This is a genomic window from Aquipluma nitroreducens, assembly GCF_009689585.1.
Taxonomy (GTDB): Bacteria; Bacteroidota; Bacteroidia; order Bacteroidales; family Prolixibacteraceae; genus Aquipluma; species Aquipluma nitroreducens.
This window is the reverse complement of sequence record NZ_AP018694.1, coordinates 856,276-874,901: the sequence shown is the minus strand read 5'-3', so window position 1 is coordinate 874,901 and position 18,626 is coordinate 856,276. Positions and strand designations below refer to the sequence as shown.

Sequence of the window (18,626 nt, the reverse complement as noted above, 5' to 3'; positions counted from 1 at the left end):
GCCAATTCTTATGCGAACAATCGTTTTTATGCTCAGTTTCATGCTTTTTACTATTCTTTCCGGAGCATCAACCAAAGACAATCAAAATCAAGGCAATTCGATACCATTGATGGGAACCCGGTTTCTTACCTTTAATGCAGTGATTCGGGTGAACCAGATCGAAGTTGCGCGCGATAAAAATGTAGGGGAAGATGAACGAGATCTACACACTCCTTCGGTGGTAATCAAATTCAGGGAAGCTATTAATGCTGGTTTTCCCGGGGCTAAAATAACCTGGGCTTTCAGCTGGCTGGCTCTGCATGACACAACTTCAAATTACAGAAAAATCAGAGAGCTCGTTGTTGGATACCAATCGAAGTACGGCGATGAAATTACATTTATTCCGGGGGCTTATTTTGCCAATGCATACAATCCTACTGAACAGGTAAATAAAGATTTGCACGATGGCTTGGCCAAAGTTTCTGAAATCGTAGGAAATGGTTATCGTCCAAAGAGTGTCGTTGCAGGTTTCTTGTCAGCAAAAAATCAGGATTACCTAGCAAAAAATGAAGGAATTCACGTGTGCCAGGGAAATATATGGAGCCAGTATGCCATCGATAATCAGGATGGGGATGGAGCTGTTACCTATCCGTTTTATCCGTCGAAAGAGCATTTCTGCAAACCGGCACAGGGAAAAGATGATTTTGTTGATTGTGTAAATCTGGATGGGTGGACTACCGATTTTTTGGCGGCTCGCAGGGAAGGTTTCAAAGATGGATTTAACAGCAGAATGGGAGTTGGTCCAATTGAAACTTTGAGTAAATACGGATTAGACTTGGGTTTGAAAGAAATGCTGCATACAACAGCGATTCATTTTGACCGAGGTTTTGAGCTAAACGGTTTTGCATGGGTAACCAATTGCTGGGAAGTTTCACTTCCGATTGATGTGACCGGCCTGACCAACTGGCTAAGTGAAATTAAAAAACGTTGGCCTGATGTAAAGTTTATCACTCAGGGAGAGTTCGGTTTGATCTGGCGGAAACATTATCGCGATAACAGTTTTAATTACCGCTTTGAAGAAATAGGTTCTGGGATTGGCGGTTCGGATGCTGATAAGGAAATCCGCTGGTTTATGAATAAGGTTTTTCGTTTGGCATTGCTAAGTGATTTAAATAAGGACAATTCAGAAACTGTAATTGATTTTACCCGATATGATTTGCCAGCCAAAGAACCTTCAGAAATGACCCGTCGATGGAGTTTGATGGGCGATATCAATCAAAAACAAACCCGTCCGCAGGATAAACCGGTTCTATTGAAACAGCTTCCGGAGGAAATGAAAACCATCATCAAAACGATTTATCCAAAGCTGTTTCCCATTCAGTAAATTGAAATTGCTAATTTATAGAGAGATAGAATTGTGTTTTATTCCCATTAAAATATAGTCTCTTGTTTTTTCTACATTCTTAGCAAATGATCGGCCGACTGCAAAATCTTCATCTTTAAATCTTCAGGATAATCCGGGTGATCGGTCAGAAACTGTCTGACAATGCTTGCCGCTTCCTTGCTGTTGTGACCTTTTAGCAGACTGTCGAGCCACGATTTTGGGAAGAAAATATCGCCAGTTCGTTTAATTTCCTGCAACTTATCGAGAGCGGGACGAATGTATTGCAGACTTTCTTTTTCACGGATTGGATGGTTCAGGAATGCCATCGCCTGTTCGACCCAGGGTTCGTGTTCGCGGTTTTTCTCCTGAAGCAATGATTCAAAGAAGCGGTTGCGTTCGGTTTTATCCGGATTCAGGCTCTTTCGTACAAACTGAAACTGGGCTTTTTTATCCTGATTTGTAATCTGCTTTTCCTGACTATCCAGAATTTCCATGGCTTTTTCGGGCAGCTTCAATGCTAACTGAAAAGCAAGGTCGTTTTGCTGATCGGCACTCAGTTTGATATCTGTTTGGAGCATTGGATTTTTCAGGCAAGTTTCAAGCCAGGTTAACGAATTTGCGGTTTGTGCTAACCGCATGATGCTGTTAATTAGCGCAGTTTGTTGATTTTTTCTCGCTGCATATTCTTTCCAAAGGACTGCCTCCATTTCTTCCTGAATCGCTTTTTGTTGCTCAGGTGTGGCTTGATAGATGAAGCATGATTCCAGATCATTCAGCATTCGCTCAAAAATAACCGAATTGGTTTCCTGAGGAAGCTGATGGACTAATAAATTCAGGTAATCATTAATATTCAGATTTCCTTCGTGCAGGTTTTCGGTCAGGTCGGTCAGTAGGGACGCCCGCAAAAGATCATCCGTTACAGCTGAGAAATGATTCAGAAAATAGTTTCTCGATGTGGAATCCAGTTCAACAAAGCCATAGGTATTGCCTTTCGCATTGAGGTAAATCCATTCTGGCTTTCCTTCATGAAACAGATTTTTAAGCTCTGTTTTTGCTGAATTCATGATAACTTTCTGATACCTGGTATCGCCATTTTCAGAAAAAGCCAAATCCAGTTTTTGAGGCCAAACGCGGTTCTTTGCGAACGGATCCAATTGTTCAATGACGAGGCCATGCCCTTTCGCTATCGCTTTCAGGTGTGGTCGTCCAGCTTCATTAACCCAACTTGCCGACCAACGCGGCAACTCGTCTGTTTTTGCAGTATTCAGGATGTCAATCAAATCCGTCCATCCGGCATTTCCATAGGCATTCTGCGAAAGGTATTGCTGAAGTCCTTTTTGAAGCGCGGTTTCTCCCGTTTTTTGCTCCAGCATCCGCATAACAATGGGCGCCTTGTGGTAAATGATCGGTCCGTATAAGCTACCGGCGTCTTTCATGTTCGCCAGCTTTTGCCCGATGGCGTTGGCACCCGAAGTGCGATCGACCGAATACGCCACATCGTAATGAGCCAGCAGAAATTGCAGATCGAAGTTGAATTCAGGATACATGGGGGAACCCACTTTATCCGCAATGAAATTGGCAAATACTTCTTTCAGCCAAACCTCGTCGAACCACGACATGGTGACTAAATCGCCAAACCACATGTGAGCTGTTTCATGCGCAATCAGATTAGCCCGCCTCATTAGCTGCTGCTGTGTTGGATTGGCATCCAGAAAAAGGCTAGTTGCACGGTAAAGCGTAGCTCCCGGATGCTCCATACCGCCATACTGAAACGATGGAACAGCCACCAAATCGTACTTTTCGAAAGGGTAGGGCATGCCTGTGTATTTTTCAATCCATGCGATCGAATGAAACAACAACCAAAAAATGGAGTCGGGGTTGTTATGCAATTCTTCTGGCTTTTCACGATGATACATTACGATTGTCTTCCCATTTTGGGTTCGGCTGATGGTGTCGAATTTTCCGGCAGAGAATGCAAACAGGTAGGTTGGAAGTGGTTTGGTCGGTTTGAAATTGATTGTCTTTACCGAATTCGAAGTCTCTTCCTGTTCAGCCGGTCCATTGGCAACGGCTTTCCATGCTTGCGGAATCTGTAGTTGAAGTTTGAACTGTGCTTTCAGATCGGGTTGGTCGAAACACGGAAAAGCAGTTGAGGCGCGGTCGGGAACAAAGAGCGTGTATAAAAACTCCGGATTCCGGTTGAGCGACCAATCGGGACAAGTAAAATTGAGTTTTATCTCATTTATCCCGACTTTCAAATCCGTTTTACTGATGACCAAATGTCCGTTTCTAATGGCAATATCTGACGATTTTCCATTGCTCGTAACGATATAATTTACAGCAGTTTCGCCCTTAAAATCGAGTTGAAGGTCCTGCTCAGCATTCTTTAAATCAAGCCTGATGGTTTCCTTGCCTACTATCCGACCATCTATCTTGGCCGGAATATTAAAACCTAAATCGTACGTAATATTTGATATTGTTGATTTTCGATACTGAGCCAGTTCCTGAGAAACACCAGAGCTGACAGGAAGTTGAGGCTTGGAACAACTGGTAAAAAGGAGTGAGAGAAAGAAAATGTGAATTAAATATCTCATGAAAAGAATGTTTCAAGTTTTTATTTCCCAATCTCCGAAGGCGGAACCCCAAAGTATTTTCGGAAACAGCGCGAGAAATAGAGCGGATCGTTAAACCCAACCATGTAACTGATTTCGGAAATGGTATGCTGATGTCCGTTATTCAGGAGTAATTTCTTTGCTTCTTTCAGGCGGATGTTGCGCACAAACTCGGTTGCCGACTGGCCTGTAAGCGATTTCAGTTTCGAATACAATAAGGTTTTGCTGGTGTTCATCAAATTGCAGAATTGCGGCACATCGAACTCCGAGTTGTCAATGTTTTCGAAAACAATGGCAATGGCTTTATTCAGAAAATCAAGGTCGCCCGGATTTTGAGCAAAAGTGTTCGCTTCAATCTCTTCCTGATCGGCAAACCGGTCTTTCATGCGGCGGCGGTTTTCAATCAGGTTGTAGCTTCTCGCAATCAATTCATTCATCCGGAATGGCTTGGTGATGTAATCGTCGGCGCCGGTGCACAATCCTTCCACTATATCCTCTTCTGAATCGCGCGCGGTGAGCAGAATAACCGGCAAATGACTGGTTTTTGGATCAGATTTCAGCTTTTTGCAAAATTCCATACCGGTCATTCCGGGGAGCATCACGTCCGACAGAATCAAATCAAACATTTCGGTATTGAGCAATTCGTAAGCTTTTTCAACCGAGCCAACACCTTTTACCCTGAAATAATTTTTCAGTTCATCAGCCACAAAACGAAGCATCAGTTCCTCGTCTTCAATCAACAATACCGATGCTTTTTCGCCCCAGTTTAGTTTATCGAGATCGATGTCGGCTTTGGTTTTATCGGTTTGTTCGGTTACTTTTTCGGCTTTAATCAATGGTAAAGTCACGTAAAAGCTGGTTCCGTGAATTCCGTCGCTGATCACTTCAATTGAGCCATGATGGAGGTTAATCAGTTCTTTTACCAACGATAGCCCAATACCACTGCCGGGAATGCGGTTGAATTTTTCGCTCCTCAAACGATAAAAGCGATCGAAAACATTTTGCTGCATTTCTTTAGGAATACCAGGGCCTGAGTCGTTGACCCACAATTGCAAGTTGTCGTTTTGCGGATCAATTTTAGCAATTAGCTCTACTTTCTCGTTTTCAGGAGTAAACTTGAAGGCATTTGAAAGCAGGTTGACCACGATTTTCTCAAGTTTGTCGGCGTCGTACTTGGCCCAAAATTCCTGAATGTTGCACGAAAATTCGAACCGGATATTTTTCTCGTGAGCAAGTGGGGCATAGTATCCAGATATATTTCGGAGTTGTAAAACGAGGTCGCCCGGACTCAATTCCAACTGAATTTTGCCGGCTTCCAGCCTCCTGAAATCGACTACCTGGTTAACCAGATTGTTGAGCCTCTGCACATTTGTATAAATCAGTTCCAGACCATCGAAGTTTTCATTTTTCCTTTTGGCTTTGTCCAACAATTTCTGGAGAGGAAGCGAAATTAGCGTGAGTGGGGTCTTCAATTCGTGCGAAATGTCGGTGAAAAGCCGAAGTTTTAGCTGATCCAACTCGTGAATTTGCTTGTTTCGTGCATACAGCCGGATGAGCAGCCAGACAATGATTCCGAGGAATGTTAGAATCGTTAAAATGAACCATGCCCGCATGTAAACAGGTCGCAACACGGTGAATGATATTCGTGCTGGCTTGGGCTCAATATTATTGTCGAGGTCGCGCGAACGAACTTCGAAGGTATAGTTGCCTGCGTTTAAATCCAGAAAAACACTTGATTTTTTCTCGGAAAATGGCGACCATTCTTCCTTGTTCAGCCGATACGAGAATTGAATTTTTTCCGAAGGCGTTTCATTCCAGTAGTCGTTGCCATTGTAGGTAATAATCACATTTCCGGAGGAAGAAATTTCATGATCAGAGAATGAAATCGTTGTTTTTGGCGGGTTGTTTTCGCGCCGGTAGAAAGTCGTTTTAAACAGTGCCGGGTTTTCGGCTGTATTTTTGAAATCGTACAAATACCATTCGCGCGTGGCCTGATTGATCCAAAGTGCGCCATCCTCCGATTTGTTCAGGAAACCGCGTTCCCGCTGTATGTTGAGTTCTGGGTTTATAATCTGCGGAATAAACTGCTTGCCGTCGAAAAATGAAATACCCTTGTCGGATGCAACATATATCAATGTGTCGTTTTCGACGAAAAGGTTGGTTACCATGTTGCTTGCCAGTCCATTGAGCGTGGTGTATCTCGTCCATTTTTTTCCATCGTTGTAAAACAAGCCAGTGCCTCCCTGAGCTACGAGAATATGATTCGAGGGTGTTACTTCGATATCGTCGGTCCAGCTGAGCGATTTCGCCGGAAGTTCGATTTGGTGGTTTTTCTTGCCATCGAACATGATTACATTGTTTCCTGAAAACCAAAGATTCCCATTGGAAGTTTGCCCAATGGATGGAATTCGCTGTGGAACTTTGTCGCTTGAATAATGTAGCCACACCGATCGTTTGTAATTGTAAGCAACAAATCCACCTTTAAAATTGGTGTTGTCCAATTCGAGAACTCCATTTACCGGAAATGCCACGGCAGAATCGCCCAATTCGCAAATTCCGTTGTATGCAATTCCGAGGTAGAGATCGGGAAATGTAGTCATTGTCCAATGTCCGTGTTCGAATCGGGCAATAGCTGCCTTGCCCTGGTTACTTCCGGCTGCCCACAAACCGCTTTTGGGCGAGTAGTGCAAGGTCATCGTCATCGACATCAAACCATCGGTTACCGAATATTTCTGAAAATTCTGCATCGACTGGTTGCACGAAACAACTTCGCCGGCATTGGTGGTAAACCAATATTTCCCGTCCGGAGTGTTGCAGTTGAAATTTAATCCCAGAAATGTGCCGAACGATCTGGATGAAAGATCAAGTTTCATGAGGCTTCCGTTGGAGCCAAACACGAAAATATTGTCATGTTTGTCACCGTAAATTTCAATATACGAAAGTGGAAGTGAAACTTCAGGATACTGGTACACTTTCCATCCTGACTCAGTTAACGAATAAAGTTTGCTGTGTCCGCCGATCCATAGATTTCCATCCGAAGTCTCCAAAATTGAAGCTTGAACATTGTCGCCTCCAAATACTTTGAGGTCGATGCTTTTCCATTTTTCCTCAGAAATCTGATACTGTAGAAGCATGATGTTTGGATTCGAGCTGGTTATCCAAAGCGAATTCTCGTGTTCGCAAAGTGCAGAAACATCGCCGACCGACAGATTAGGTACTTTTATGTATTTCCAGTTCAGCGAGTTTTCAGGAACCTTGGAAACATCGACTGATGCTAAATTTTTGTCAGGCAAATCAACCGTCATCCAGATTTTTTGCGCCCGATTTATGGCCAGATTGTAAACAGGGAATCTGATTTCCCTGATCGAAGCAAGTCGGTAATCATTGGCCTTTTCATATCTTAACGTGTTCAGTATTGATCCATTGGCATCTATTTCAAAATAACCTTCAGGATTGAGGCAGTAGTTACCTTTTGAAGTAATCTTAAGTAAGCCGAATTCGCAACCTATCCAGCTGTCGCCATTTAAGTCGGTGGTGAAATTTCGTTGCGAGTTGAAATTGAAATTTAGTATTTTTCTAAATTCACCTTCTTTATACCTGAAAATTCCGTTTGTTGTTGCAACCAGCAGATTGTTGTCTTTTTCGAAAGCTAATGAATGGATAGCAGTGCTGTCTGGAATAAACTGAACGGTTTTGTAGCCATCGTAGTAAATGGCTTTGTTGCCAATTCCCATCCACATTCCCTTGTCGCTTCCTTTTGCTATGCAGGAAATCCGAATGGTGTCATATTCCGGGAATTCAGTCCACCGCCAGGGTTCAAAAACCGGATTGGCAAGTTGAGGTTTGTAGGGTCCGCTTGCCTGCATTTGCAAGGACAGTAACGTAATTCCAATGAAGATGATGAGATTCCGGATTTTTATCACTTTTTCAGATCTTGCACATTTGTTAATCTAGAGAGGGTTTCAAAATTAGTAAAAAATTGGCGACTGAAGAATGAATTACAGAAGGATTGTAAAATGGGAATTCCGGAGCGTGATGATAGCCGCAAAATGTAGATTTAAACCGGATAACGTAGATTTTACTGAGCTCTGACAGTTATTGATTCATCATCAATTGTCGGGCTTCCTGCTTTAGAATTTCTGGTAAGTGAATGTGCCTGCGTCCAAGGCTGACGATCCATTTGCTTATTTCATTGGTTTTCATGGTGTACAGTACTTCACGTAAATCATCAATTTGGCTGGCGGTAAGATCAGCTTCCCGAATGTTTCTCAGTTCATCTAACTCTTCGTCGTTGAAATAGACGATTATCTCTTCGTTAAAAGCCGATTCGTCGAATTCACAAATTTCATGTGCGCCGCAACAATCAGAGGCAACTTCTCGCGGCTCTTCCTGAGTTTCCGGTTCAATTGTATCTTCCGGTTGGGCTTTCTTTAGTTTGAAAACCGCAAATAATACAATAAGCACGACCAGTACAATGATTAAATAAAGCATACCCCAAAGTTATAATTTGAATTCAAAAATGGATAGTATAATTCAGTTTAATGAGTATCTGATCTTTTACCAAAACATTAAGAATAGCGACCGGCCTTGTCAGGTGAGCCGAAAAACAAGTGAAGACGGCATTAAAAAATCTTTTCTGTTTGAGCCGTAGGCGAGTTTAAAAGATTTTAGCCGTCGAGCGCTAGTTTTTCGAGCGAAGCGGACACAGCCTTGACTTTTTTTGATTCCTTTTTTGTGTTAAGACAAAAAAGGATTTAGGGTTTGGGGCAAAGCCCCAATTGTAGATTCAAATAGGTATGCAACCGGATATTCATTTTCGTTTTTTTTACATATCGAAATAAAAACAGACAACCATGTCAGCCCTCATTTTGTTGGGAATTTTAATGTGCTATATTTGATTTTCCGGATGAATGGTGTGTTTGTCGATTGAACTATTTGATTCCGGATTTAAGTTAAACGTTATAAATTACGGTCTAATGAAGTATTTTTTCTTGCTGATATTGTCAGTTTTTCTGGTGCAAAAATCGGAAGCTCAATTTAACAAGTATTTTGAGGATAAGTCTTTACGACTCGACTATTATCACTGCGGAAATGCAGAAACCGAAAAATATTTCTTTGATGAATTGATTCAGGAGCCTTATTGGGCTGGTTCTGAAACGAACATGATTGACACCAAAGGATACGGAAATCATTTGGTTGAAGTGCGTACTATCAATGACAATGAGCTGGTTTATTCAAGGGGGTACTGCACGCTTTTCGACGAATGGCAAACCACGCCTGAAGCTAAAACAACCGATTGCTGTTATCCTGAATCAGTAATTATGCCTTTTCCCCGCGAAAAAGTTGTGGTTTCGATTTTGAGCCGGAATAAAAAAGGCGAATTCGAAAAAAAGTTTGAATATCAGGTAGATCCGAATAGCTATTTCATTAAAAAAGAACGGGAAAAACTTCCTGTTTTTGATGTGATCCATTCGGGCAATTCAAACAAAAAGGTTGACTTGGTTTTGTTGCCTGAAGGTTATTCCGAAAGCCAACGGGAGCTATTTGAGGCTGATTGTAAGAAGTTTGCTGATGAATTTTTCTCGTACGCACCATATTCTCAGAACAAAGATAAATTTAATATTCGGGGAGTATGGGCTGCTTCGAAGGATGAAGGGCCAGATATTCCGGGACAAAATATCTGGAATAAAACCCGGCTGAACGGTTCTTATTATACGTTCGACTCTGAACGTTACCTGATGATTAAAGATTTTCAGGGCGTACGCGATGTAGCCGCAAATGCCCCGTACGATTACATTTATATCTTGGCGAACACTGAAAAATATGGTGGTGGTGCTATTTATAATTTCTATGGAATTAGCGCTGCCCATCATGCAGAAGAAGCAGGCAAGATTTACATCCATGAGTTTGGCCATTTGTTTGCCGGCCTGGGCGATGAATATGTTGGTGGCGTTGAATATTCTGAATTTTACCCTACCAATCTCGAGCCTTGGGAACCAAATCTGACCACTTTGGTTGATTTTGACAAGAAATGGAAGAGCATGTTGCCCGAAGGAACAGCCGTTCCAACCGCTACAAAGTTCGAAAATTCGAAAAAACTGGGAGTTTATGAAGGTGGCGGCTATGTGAGTAAAGGAGTTTACCGGCCATGGATAAATTGCCTGATGAATAATTTACATACCATCGATGTTTTTTGCCCGGTTTGCAGCAAGTCCATTCAGGAAATGATTGATTTCAATTGCAAGTAGATTTTGTGTGGTTAAATTGTTGATTCCACGTATTTCTTAAAGTTATCCAGAATAGATTGCCAGCCAGCTTTTTGCATTTCGATTGGATTTTCTTCCTCGGCTTCGAAGTTCTCAACGATCGTCGTAGAATCTTTGCCTGAAGCAAAATTAATGTGCACTTTACGACCATCAAAAAGGGTGTATTTAATCGTTTCGTGCTGTTTTATTTCGTTGTAAGCGCCGGCAAAGTCGAACCCAAAACTGCCATCTTTGGCCTCCATGCGCGAATGAAAACTTCCACCAACCCTGAAGTCGTTTTCTGCCCAAGGGGTATGCCAGTCGTCTGAAGCATTGTTCCAATGAATGATGTGCTCTGGAGAAGTCCAGCATTTCCAAACGCGATTAACAACTGCGTCAACTGTAGTCTCAATGGTAACGATTGTTTTGCCTGTTGTCATAGTTTCGAATATTTAGTTTCAATATAAAAGCAATAACGCGGCAATTTGTTCATAATGAGTGTTAATATCCCGAAAATAGATGAACTGTAAAGGTTTTTAATTGTCTTCTTTGATGATATTTCTTAAATTTAAGCAACTTAAAACCTGATATCATGAGCACGCCAAAAAATTATCCATTGTCACGTCGTAATTTTATTAAAGTGTCGGCTGTTACAACAGCAGGAGTTTCCATGTTGTCGTTTAATAGTATTCCTGAAAAAATGCCAGCACCCATGAAACGCAAATTTGGGAACTTCGATTTCGAGGTCACTACGCTGGGTTTGGGTGGGCAGGCTTCACTGCAATGGACACCTGCTGATGTTGACCCGGTTCCAATTATCCTGAAGGCTTTTAAATTGGGGGTTAATTATTTCGATACGTCGAACCTTTATGCCGGAAGCCAACTGAACTACAACAAAGCATTCAAAATACTGAACCTAATTCCCGGAGAATCGAATTACGACGAGAAACTTCGGAAATCGATCTGGCTAACCAGTAAAACCTGCATGCGGTGGGGTAAACCCGGATGGCCTGAACGAAAGAATGTGAACAACTGGTCGAATGGAATGCCGGACGTTAAATGTGCGGTTGATGATCTGAAGCGCTCGCTTTCTCAGGTTTTTGGCGACAACAAAGGCGGTTATCCTGAAGGCGCTTACCTTGATATGATTCTGATTCATACCTTAAATACTACCGATGAGGTGAATGTCCTTTACGAAGGATTGGAAACGCCCCTCGATCCGAATGAAAATTTGGGGGCACTGGTTGCGTTACGCGATTTTCGCGATGGAACCAATCTGACAGGGATGAATCCGAAAAATGAAAAGTTAGTCAGGCACATCGGGTTTTCAGGCCATAATAATCCGCCTGCGATGGTCGATATGATTCAGCGCGACGAATATGGAATTCTGGAAGGAATGCTGATTGCCATCAATGCCAACGACAAAACCAAATACAACATGCAGCACAATGTGATTCCGGTGGCAGCGGCAAAAGGAATGGGTATTATTGGCATGAAAGTATTTGCCGATGCAGCCATGTATCACAAAGAGCCTCGCTGGTCGCGCGATCCGAACGATGTGTTCCGGAAAATTGGGACACCTGAATTGCCGAGTCGTCCGTTGATCGAATATTCACTTTCTACACCTGGTATCCATACTTTAATTATCGGAATCGGCCAGATTGATGACGACCCAATGAAATGCCAGTTGATACAGAACTTTTATAGTGCGCAAATCAATCCCAATGGAATGCCTGAAAATGAGCGGAAACGAATTGAAGACCAGGCAACTTTGATAAAACCAAAATCCAATTATTTCCAGATGGAAAAAGTTGGATTAACCGCTCCCGGAAACCTCCGAAAAGAAGGAAATAAAATTGTTTGGGATACCGCTTTAGCTGGCGATGCTGCTGTGGCAACGTATGAGGTTTTGGTTAACGGCATAAAAGCTGGTGAAGTCAAACATCAGCCACAAACGCTGAAAAGTAAGCCATTTATTTTTGAAACTTCATTTAAAACTGGCGATAAAGTGGAGGTTGTTGCTGTTGATCGGAGTGGGGGCAGGGCGGCTGTACAATTGGCTTAGCCATTCTTTTTTTCAATCCGAAATTAGGTTTGAATACGGTAATCTGTTTAGTTTTCTTATAAAAATTTCACTTTTATTAAAATTATGGATCTCTAATTTAGAGTATTTTAGACATATCGTTAACGTGGTATTGGTATAGTTGATTTTTTTTTGAAAACTGCCATGTACATTTTTTTGATAAAAGGTGTTTACACTAGTGGGCACTTAAAACCCACTGATTGTTAATTGTTTATAATTTAGTTCTTTGACATTCTTGTAATCGCATTTTGTAAGTATTTCTCTTACAGGCGCTTTGTCGAGTAGAGAGATGCTGAGAATCTGTAGTATTTCGTAGATTGAGCGATCAACTTTCAATTTGTTACCGACAATGGCAATCAGACAGTAAGCAATGATCGCGCAATAAATTTGGACTTTGACAGCATTCATGGTTGTTCCCCAAAATGATTTGATCCTCAAGTGCTGTTTCATCCATTTGAAGAACAGTTCAACTTCCCAGCGTTTCTTGTACAACATGGCAATTTCTTCGGCTTTCAGGTCAGTGTTGTTGGTCATGAAGATGAAGGTTCTGTCCCGATTTTGATCGTAATATTTGATCCTGCGCAGCTTTTCCGGATAGTCTTTTCTGGAATAGTATGTTTCCAACCGACCTATTTGATCATAAAGGACTCCGGTTGTTTTGTCAACTGCGCTGGAATACATTCGTTTAAAACGCATGTTGTCTTTTGCTCTTGTGACAAAAAACGCTCCTTTTAAGTGCAATCTGTACAGTCGCTTAAAATCGATGTATCCTTTGTCAACAATGTAAAAGCTCCCTGTTTCATAAGGGATGAGATCCAAAATATTGACATCGTGAACACTGGCAGTTGTGATGTGCAAAAAGCTTGGTATGGAGGTCTTCACATCGTAAATGGTATGAAGTTTAATCCCTCCTTTATGCTTTCTAAATTCAGCCCACCAGAAGACACTTAAACACAGGTCTATCGTTGTGGAATCCAAAGCAAAAATATTGCCATCAACATCAATCTCGAATTCGTCTTTATAGCAGCTCCTTCTGGCTTCTTCAATCAAAACGTAGGCAAACTCTTCAAAGATTTTATAACTACGTTTTTCGTTCGCTTTGCCAAGGTTTCTGCGGGTGATGGTCGATCCCAGACCCAGATGATAATACTTAGATTGATGAGCTTCAAGGCTCAACATTAAATCACGCATGCTGTCTCTGGAAGTGAGTTGACCGAAAACCATACAAAGCATCTGGTTCCAGCATGTAAAATGCCTGACATATTTATTCCCTTGATGGTTTTCAACTATTCGATCAAAGACTCGGAGAGGTAAAAAATCTGTAAGCTGTGCGAAGATGTATTTGCCTTGATTCATGAGATAGTGCTTTTGTTAAAGCTAAAATCTAATCGTCAATTCAAATCGTCACGCTATAAAAAAACGCTATAAATGCGATGAATAAAGAATTTCAAAGAACGATTTTTAATTTTTAGTACCCATTAATGAGGTGTTTACTAAACTAATTATTAAAAGATGAAACAATCAGAAGAAAATTTCCTAAACATGGTTCACTCTGTTTTGGATACCTTGAATAAAAACCAGCCGATATGGATTTCGGAATCGGCGATAGTAATGGAAGTTCATTCAATTGAGCGAGATTACTATGAGACTGTTGGGAGACTTAACCACAATTCACGTATTCGTTACACTACGCTAAACGATGATTTAAATTCGATCATTCGTGCTACAATTAAGCTTTGCCGAAGAATGTATTTGTATGCGCATAGCCATAATGATGAAATTATGATGAAGCTAGTGGATCATTCTGAACCTTCGCTGGCCAATGGAAGTGATAGAACCGTAATTCAGCGCTGTAATACCATTGTTTGCAGGGCCGAATGGATGCTTTATTATTTAGAACCATACAATATTACAGCAAGTCAATTAACCAAATTACATAACCAAATCGATGAATATGAAAAATCGATAGGAGATCGATCAAAGTTCAGTAATATAGCGCACCGGCCAACTGTTTCATACCAGATAGCTCAATTGAAAGATAGGATAAGCTTGCTCGACGAATTAATTAATGGATTGATCGCAAACACTAAATTTATTTCAGAGTACGAGAATTCGAGGATTATTGTTGATTACAGTAAAGCTATAAAAAGAGTTTCCGAATCGGTGTTCAGATAGGCAATATTGGGTTGAAAGTGCATGTTTCATTTTTAATTACATAAAAAAAGAACCACTTCCTCTTTCTGAAGAATGGCTCTTTTCTTTTGCATTTTAGCGTCCTCCCGGAGGACAATGCATTTTTAAATAGTTGGTATATAAGGTCGATAAATGTTTGGATGTTCCTTCTCCTTCCGAAATGCTGTGCGTGCGGTTGGGGTAAGGCATAAACTGAAATAGCTTGTTATACTTGATCAGTTCGTTAACCAACATTTCCGCGTTTTGGTAATGTACGTTGTCGTCGCCTGTGCCATGAATGTACAGCAAATTCCCCTTTAAGTTTTTAGCATAGGTGATGGGCGAGCCTTTTACAAAATCTTCCTTGTTTTCCTGTGGCAATCCCATATAGCGTTCCTGATATACATTGTCATACGTGAGCTGATTGCCTACTGCTGCTATTGCGATCCCGGTTTTGTAAATTTCGGGATGTTGAAACATCAGGTTTAAAGTAGCTGATCCGCCGCCGCTCCAGCCCCAAACTGCCACCCTTGACGAATCTACAAAATCCCATTTTAGTATTTCAGCTGCCGCATTGGCTTGGTCGCTAATGTTTATCTGACCAACCTTCCGGTAAATCGATTTCCGCCACTCCCGTCCTTTGGGCGCTGGTGTGCCACGATTGTCAATCGACATGTAAATGTAGCCATCTTCAGCCATGTCACCGGCATAAAGGCCATTTCGGCTAACTCCGTAAGCGTCAGAAACGGTCGCCCCGGCAGGTTCGGTATATACCATAAATACTACCGGATATTTCTTTGTCGGGTCGAAGTTTTTGGGTTTGACCATCCAGCCATCCATTTCAACATGGTCTTTAGTTGTCACCCTGAAGAATTCGGTTGTCGATTTTACCTGAAGAGAATCGAGCCAGTAAGCAATACTTTCCTTTTCGTTAATTGGTTTTTGGTTGGCTACGGTAATAAACTCATTGGCGCGTTTGGTAAAATGGTTCGAGAAGGTATGAGATGCATATTTCCCAGTGGCCGAAAACGAGTAATTGTGATTTCCTTTTAACGATGATGGACTGAGTAATTCCGGAGTGCTGCTGCCATCAAGTTTGGTGCGGTAGAGGTATTTCTGGGTAGCATTCTCGGGTGAAGCTGTAAAATACACATAACCTGCTTTCGGATCGGTATATTCCAGATCAATCAAATCGTAATCGCCTTTTGTAACAAGCTTTTCGGGTTTTCCTTCCAGCGAAACCTGATAAAGATGTCTCCATCCGTCTTTTTCCGAGGCCCAAAGAATACTCTTGTTTTCATTTATCCACGTGAAGTTGTTTGTAAAGTCAATCGTATAGGCATTCCCGGATTGGAAAATATCGATCCAGGCTTCATCCGTTTCCTCCTGAATGATTTTCGAATGGCCTGTTGCAATTTCAGAAATGTAAAGCTTGCTGTCGTTCTGTTTCCGGTTTAATTGCTGAATCAATAAGTTGTTTGAAAAAGGAATGTATTCCATCCGCACAATATAGTGTTGTGCCGGATCGCCGGGAATATTCATCCATGTGGTTTTTGAGTCGGCAACAGTTACAACGCCCACTTTGACCGCAGATGGCGTTTCTCCCACTTTTGGATATTCGATGGGTATCAATTGCGAGTATATCGAATCCGTATTGTTGATCATGTAAAATTTCTTGATTTTGCTGGCATCAACCTGCCAGTAAGCAATCGATTTGCTGTCGGGACTCCAACGGAAGCCATCGCGGCACGAAAATTCTTCTTCGTAAACCCAATCGAAAGTACCATTAATTAAGGTGACAGATCCATCAGTCGTTAACGTTTTGATTTGCGATGAGGCCAGATCTTCAGCATAAATATTATTGCCACTTACATAGGCAACCGACTTGCCATCCGGCGAAAACTTGGCAAACATTAATGACGATGAGGGCATGGACTTGCCCAATTGATGGAGAAATCCGTTTTTTAGATCTAAAACCCAGTAATCGCCCTTTGTATTTAATCGCCAAACTTTGGTTGTATTTGTAAACAGCAAAGCTTTTTGCTTATCGGCCGAAAATGTATAAAAACTGATTTTTAGCGGAGTCGTACTTCCTTGTGGAGTCAGTTGCTGTTTCGAAATAATAACTTTTGATTTGTTGTCAGGCAACGAAAATTGAACAATCTCATCGTTTTCAATTCTGAAATAAGAATTATCATCTGCCGACCACTTGATGGGTCCACCTTGAGAGTGAACCTGAGATGAAAAGATTAATAACAATGAGATGAAGCCCCAGAATTTTAATCCTGATTTTTTTACAAATCGATTTTTGCTTGTGCGCATATTTGGAAATTAATTGGTTATGCTATTTGAGTAATGTATGTGGTACATGGAAATACTAGCAGAGACTGCACGTAAATAGGGGAATTCAAACATATAGAATTCAGATTTATATAAACCTGACTTTTCTCCATTTATTTCTTAATATCGGATCTACATTAAAAAATAGGAGCGTTTTGAATAAATATTCATCAATAATGTATATTTATTTATTTTGATTTATCTTTGATGCACAAAATATACGTAAGATATGAAACTTTGGGATAAAGGAACGTCGGTTAATTCGTTGATTGAAAATTTTACGGTTGGAAAAGACCGCGAAATGGATTTGTATTTGGCTAAATTCGACGTTTTAGGCTCGATTGCTCATGCTAAAATGCTGCAATCCATAAATTTGCTGACAAAAGATGAGCTTGCCGAACTTCAGACCGGACTTGTTCAGATCTATCAGGTTATCGAAAAAGGTGATTTTAGCATTGAGGCTGGAGTGGAAGATGTTCACTCGCAGGTGGAGCTGATGCTAACCCAGAAATTGGGCGATACTGGTAAAAAAATCCACAGTGGACGTTCGCGCAATGATCAGGTTTTGCTTGATTTAAAGCTTTTTACACGTTCCGAAATTCAGAATTTGGTAATTTCGGTTTGCGAATTGTTTGATAAGTTGCTAACCAAAGCAATTACTAACCGCGAGTACCTGATGCCCGGCTACACCCATTTGCAGGTAGCCATGCCATCATCGTTTGGATTGTGGTTTGGCGCTTATGCCGAAAGCTTGGTTGATGATCTTGTCCTTTTGAAAGCGGCCTACCAGATAACCAATCAAAATCCGCTGGGTTCGGCTGCCGGTTATGGTTCATCATTTCCGCTCGACCGGCAAATGACCACCGATTTGCTAGGTTTTGAATCAATGAACTACAACGTGATTTATGCCCAGATGGGTCGTGGTAAAATGGAGAAAACCGTCGCTTTTGCTCTATCTTCGATTGCAGCGACCATCTCGAAATTTGCCTTCGATGTGTGCTTGTTTATGAGCCAGAATTTTGGTTTTGTTTCGCTTCCCGACGAACTGACTACCGGCTCAAGCATTATGCCGCACAAAAAGAATCCGGATGTATTTGAGTTGGTTCGTTCTCATTGCAATAAAATACAAGCCATTCCCTATCAGATTAGCTTAATGACCAATAATCTACCAAGCGGTTATTTCCGGGATTTGCAGATTTTGAAAGAAGTTTTCCTACCGGCATTTCAGGAATTACACGATTGCATTAGCATTGCCGGTTTTGCCATCGATAATATGACCGTGAATACCAACGTTATGGCCGACGAACGGTATAAATATGCGTACAGCGTTGAGGATGTAAATAAGCTGGTGATGCTTGGAGTTCCTTTCCGCGATGCGTATAAACAGGTTGGAACTGAAATCAATTCAGGAACATACGAACCTTCGCGTGAAATAAATCATACTCATGCCGGTAGTATTGGTAATTTATGTCTGGATGAGATCGCCGAAAAAATGGTTGTAGTCGTTGAGGGATATGACTTTGAGCGAATAGAAAAAGCCTACGCAGAACTACTTGGCTGATTTTGTGTTCTGTTAATTAATCGTTATTTTTTGAACTTTACAAATAATTCGTGAAGTTGCTGATGTATATTGTAATTTGTTGAATAATTGAGGATTGAATGAGACTAATTGTATATTTTCAGAAGCAATGAAGTCGTTTCGATCTTCCTGTGTTTTTCCAAGAAATGGAATTTTCTATAAAAATCACTACTTTCGCTTTCAGTTTGTAAGGAAAATGATGAATTTGCTTATAATTTTTCGGTTTTAGTGA

Annotated in this window: 11 protein-coding genes; 5 read left to right on the top strand and 6 right to left on the bottom strand. The window is 41.3% G+C overall.

What is annotated here, in order from left to right; translation table 11 throughout:
- Window positions 1-10: 10 nt before the first annotated feature.
- Window positions 11-1,363: a DUF3863 domain-containing protein gene (locus AQPE_RS03640; RefSeq protein WP_318349691.1), complete on the top strand. Its 1,353-nt coding sequence runs from the start codon at window positions 11-13 to the stop codon at window positions 1,361-1,363.
- A 71-nt stretch (window positions 1,364-1,434) separates the two neighbouring features.
- Here AQPE_RS03640 and AQPE_RS03635 read toward each other — a convergent pair whose 3' ends face one another.
- The 3 genes from AQPE_RS03635 to AQPE_RS03625 all read right to left on the bottom strand — a co-directional run bounded on the left by AQPE_RS03635 (window position 1,435) and on the right by AQPE_RS03625 (window position 8,466).
- On the bottom strand, window positions 1,435-3,957 hold the full coding sequence (locus tag AQPE_RS03635) for a M1 family aminopeptidase (protein WP_318349690.1): 2,523 nt from the start codon (window positions 3,955-3,957) through the stop codon (window positions 1,435-1,437).
- A gap of 20 nt (window positions 3,958-3,977) precedes the next feature.
- Window positions 3,978-7,898 carry a response regulator gene (locus tag AQPE_RS03630; RefSeq protein ID WP_318349689.1) on the bottom strand — a complete coding sequence of 1,307 codons (3,921 nt, stop codon included), beginning with the start codon at window positions 7,896-7,898 and terminating at the stop codon, window positions 3,978-3,980.
- Between the two features lie 172 nt (window positions 7,899-8,070).
- Complete coding sequence (locus AQPE_RS03625; protein WP_318349688.1) at window positions 8,071-8,466, bottom strand: hypothetical protein; 396 nt, start codon at window positions 8,464-8,466, stop codon at window positions 8,071-8,073.
- A 485-nt stretch (window positions 8,467-8,951) separates the two neighbouring features.
- Between AQPE_RS03625 and AQPE_RS03620 the strand changes: the two genes are divergently transcribed.
- On the top strand, window positions 8,952-10,223 hold the full coding sequence (locus AQPE_RS03620) for a M64 family metallopeptidase (protein WP_318349687.1): 1,272 nt from the start codon (window positions 8,952-8,954) through the stop codon (window positions 10,221-10,223).
- Between the two features lie 11 nt (window positions 10,224-10,234).
- Here the strand turns inward: AQPE_RS03620 and AQPE_RS03615 are convergent, their stop codons facing one another.
- Window positions 10,235-10,660 (bottom strand): SRPBCC family protein, encoded by a 426-nt coding sequence (locus AQPE_RS03615; RefSeq protein ID WP_318349686.1) that lies wholly within the window; start codon window positions 10,658-10,660, stop codon window positions 10,235-10,237.
- Window positions 10,661-10,812: 152 nt separating this feature from the next.
- On the opposite strand from AQPE_RS03615, the gene AQPE_RS03610 reads away from it, so the two are divergent.
- The gene (locus tag AQPE_RS03610) at window positions 10,813-12,285 is read left to right on the top strand and encodes an aldo/keto reductase (RefSeq protein ID WP_318349685.1); all 1,473 of its coding nucleotides are present in this window, start codon (window positions 10,813-10,815) and stop codon (window positions 12,283-12,285) included.
- 204 nt (window positions 12,286-12,489) lie between these two features.
- Here the strand turns inward: AQPE_RS03610 and AQPE_RS03605 are convergent, their stop codons facing one another.
- A complete protein-coding gene (locus tag AQPE_RS03605) occupies window positions 12,490-13,659 on the bottom strand; it encodes an IS4 family transposase (RefSeq protein ID WP_318347181.1) in 1,170 nt (389 codons plus the stop codon).
- A 156-nt stretch (window positions 13,660-13,815) separates the two neighbouring features.
- Between AQPE_RS03605 and AQPE_RS03600 the strand changes: the two genes are divergently transcribed.
- The gene (locus AQPE_RS03600) at window positions 13,816-14,478 is read left to right on the top strand and encodes a hypothetical protein (RefSeq protein WP_318349684.1); all 663 of its coding nucleotides are present in this window, start codon (window positions 13,816-13,818) and stop codon (window positions 14,476-14,478) included.
- Window positions 14,479-14,571: 93 nt separating this feature from the next.
- On the opposite strand, the gene AQPE_RS03595 is transcribed toward AQPE_RS03600, so the two are convergent.
- Window positions 14,572-16,797, bottom strand: coding sequence for a S9 family peptidase (locus AQPE_RS03595; protein ID WP_318349683.1), 2,226 nt, complete (start codon window positions 16,795-16,797; stop codon window positions 14,572-14,574).
- 247 nt (window positions 16,798-17,044) lie between these two features.
- On the opposite strand from AQPE_RS03595, the gene argH reads away from it, so the two are divergent.
- Window positions 17,045-18,376 (top strand): argininosuccinate lyase, encoded by a 1,332-nt coding sequence (argH, locus tag AQPE_RS03590; protein WP_318349682.1) that lies wholly within the window; start codon window positions 17,045-17,047, stop codon window positions 18,374-18,376.
- Window positions 18,377-18,626 lie beyond the last annotated feature (250 nt).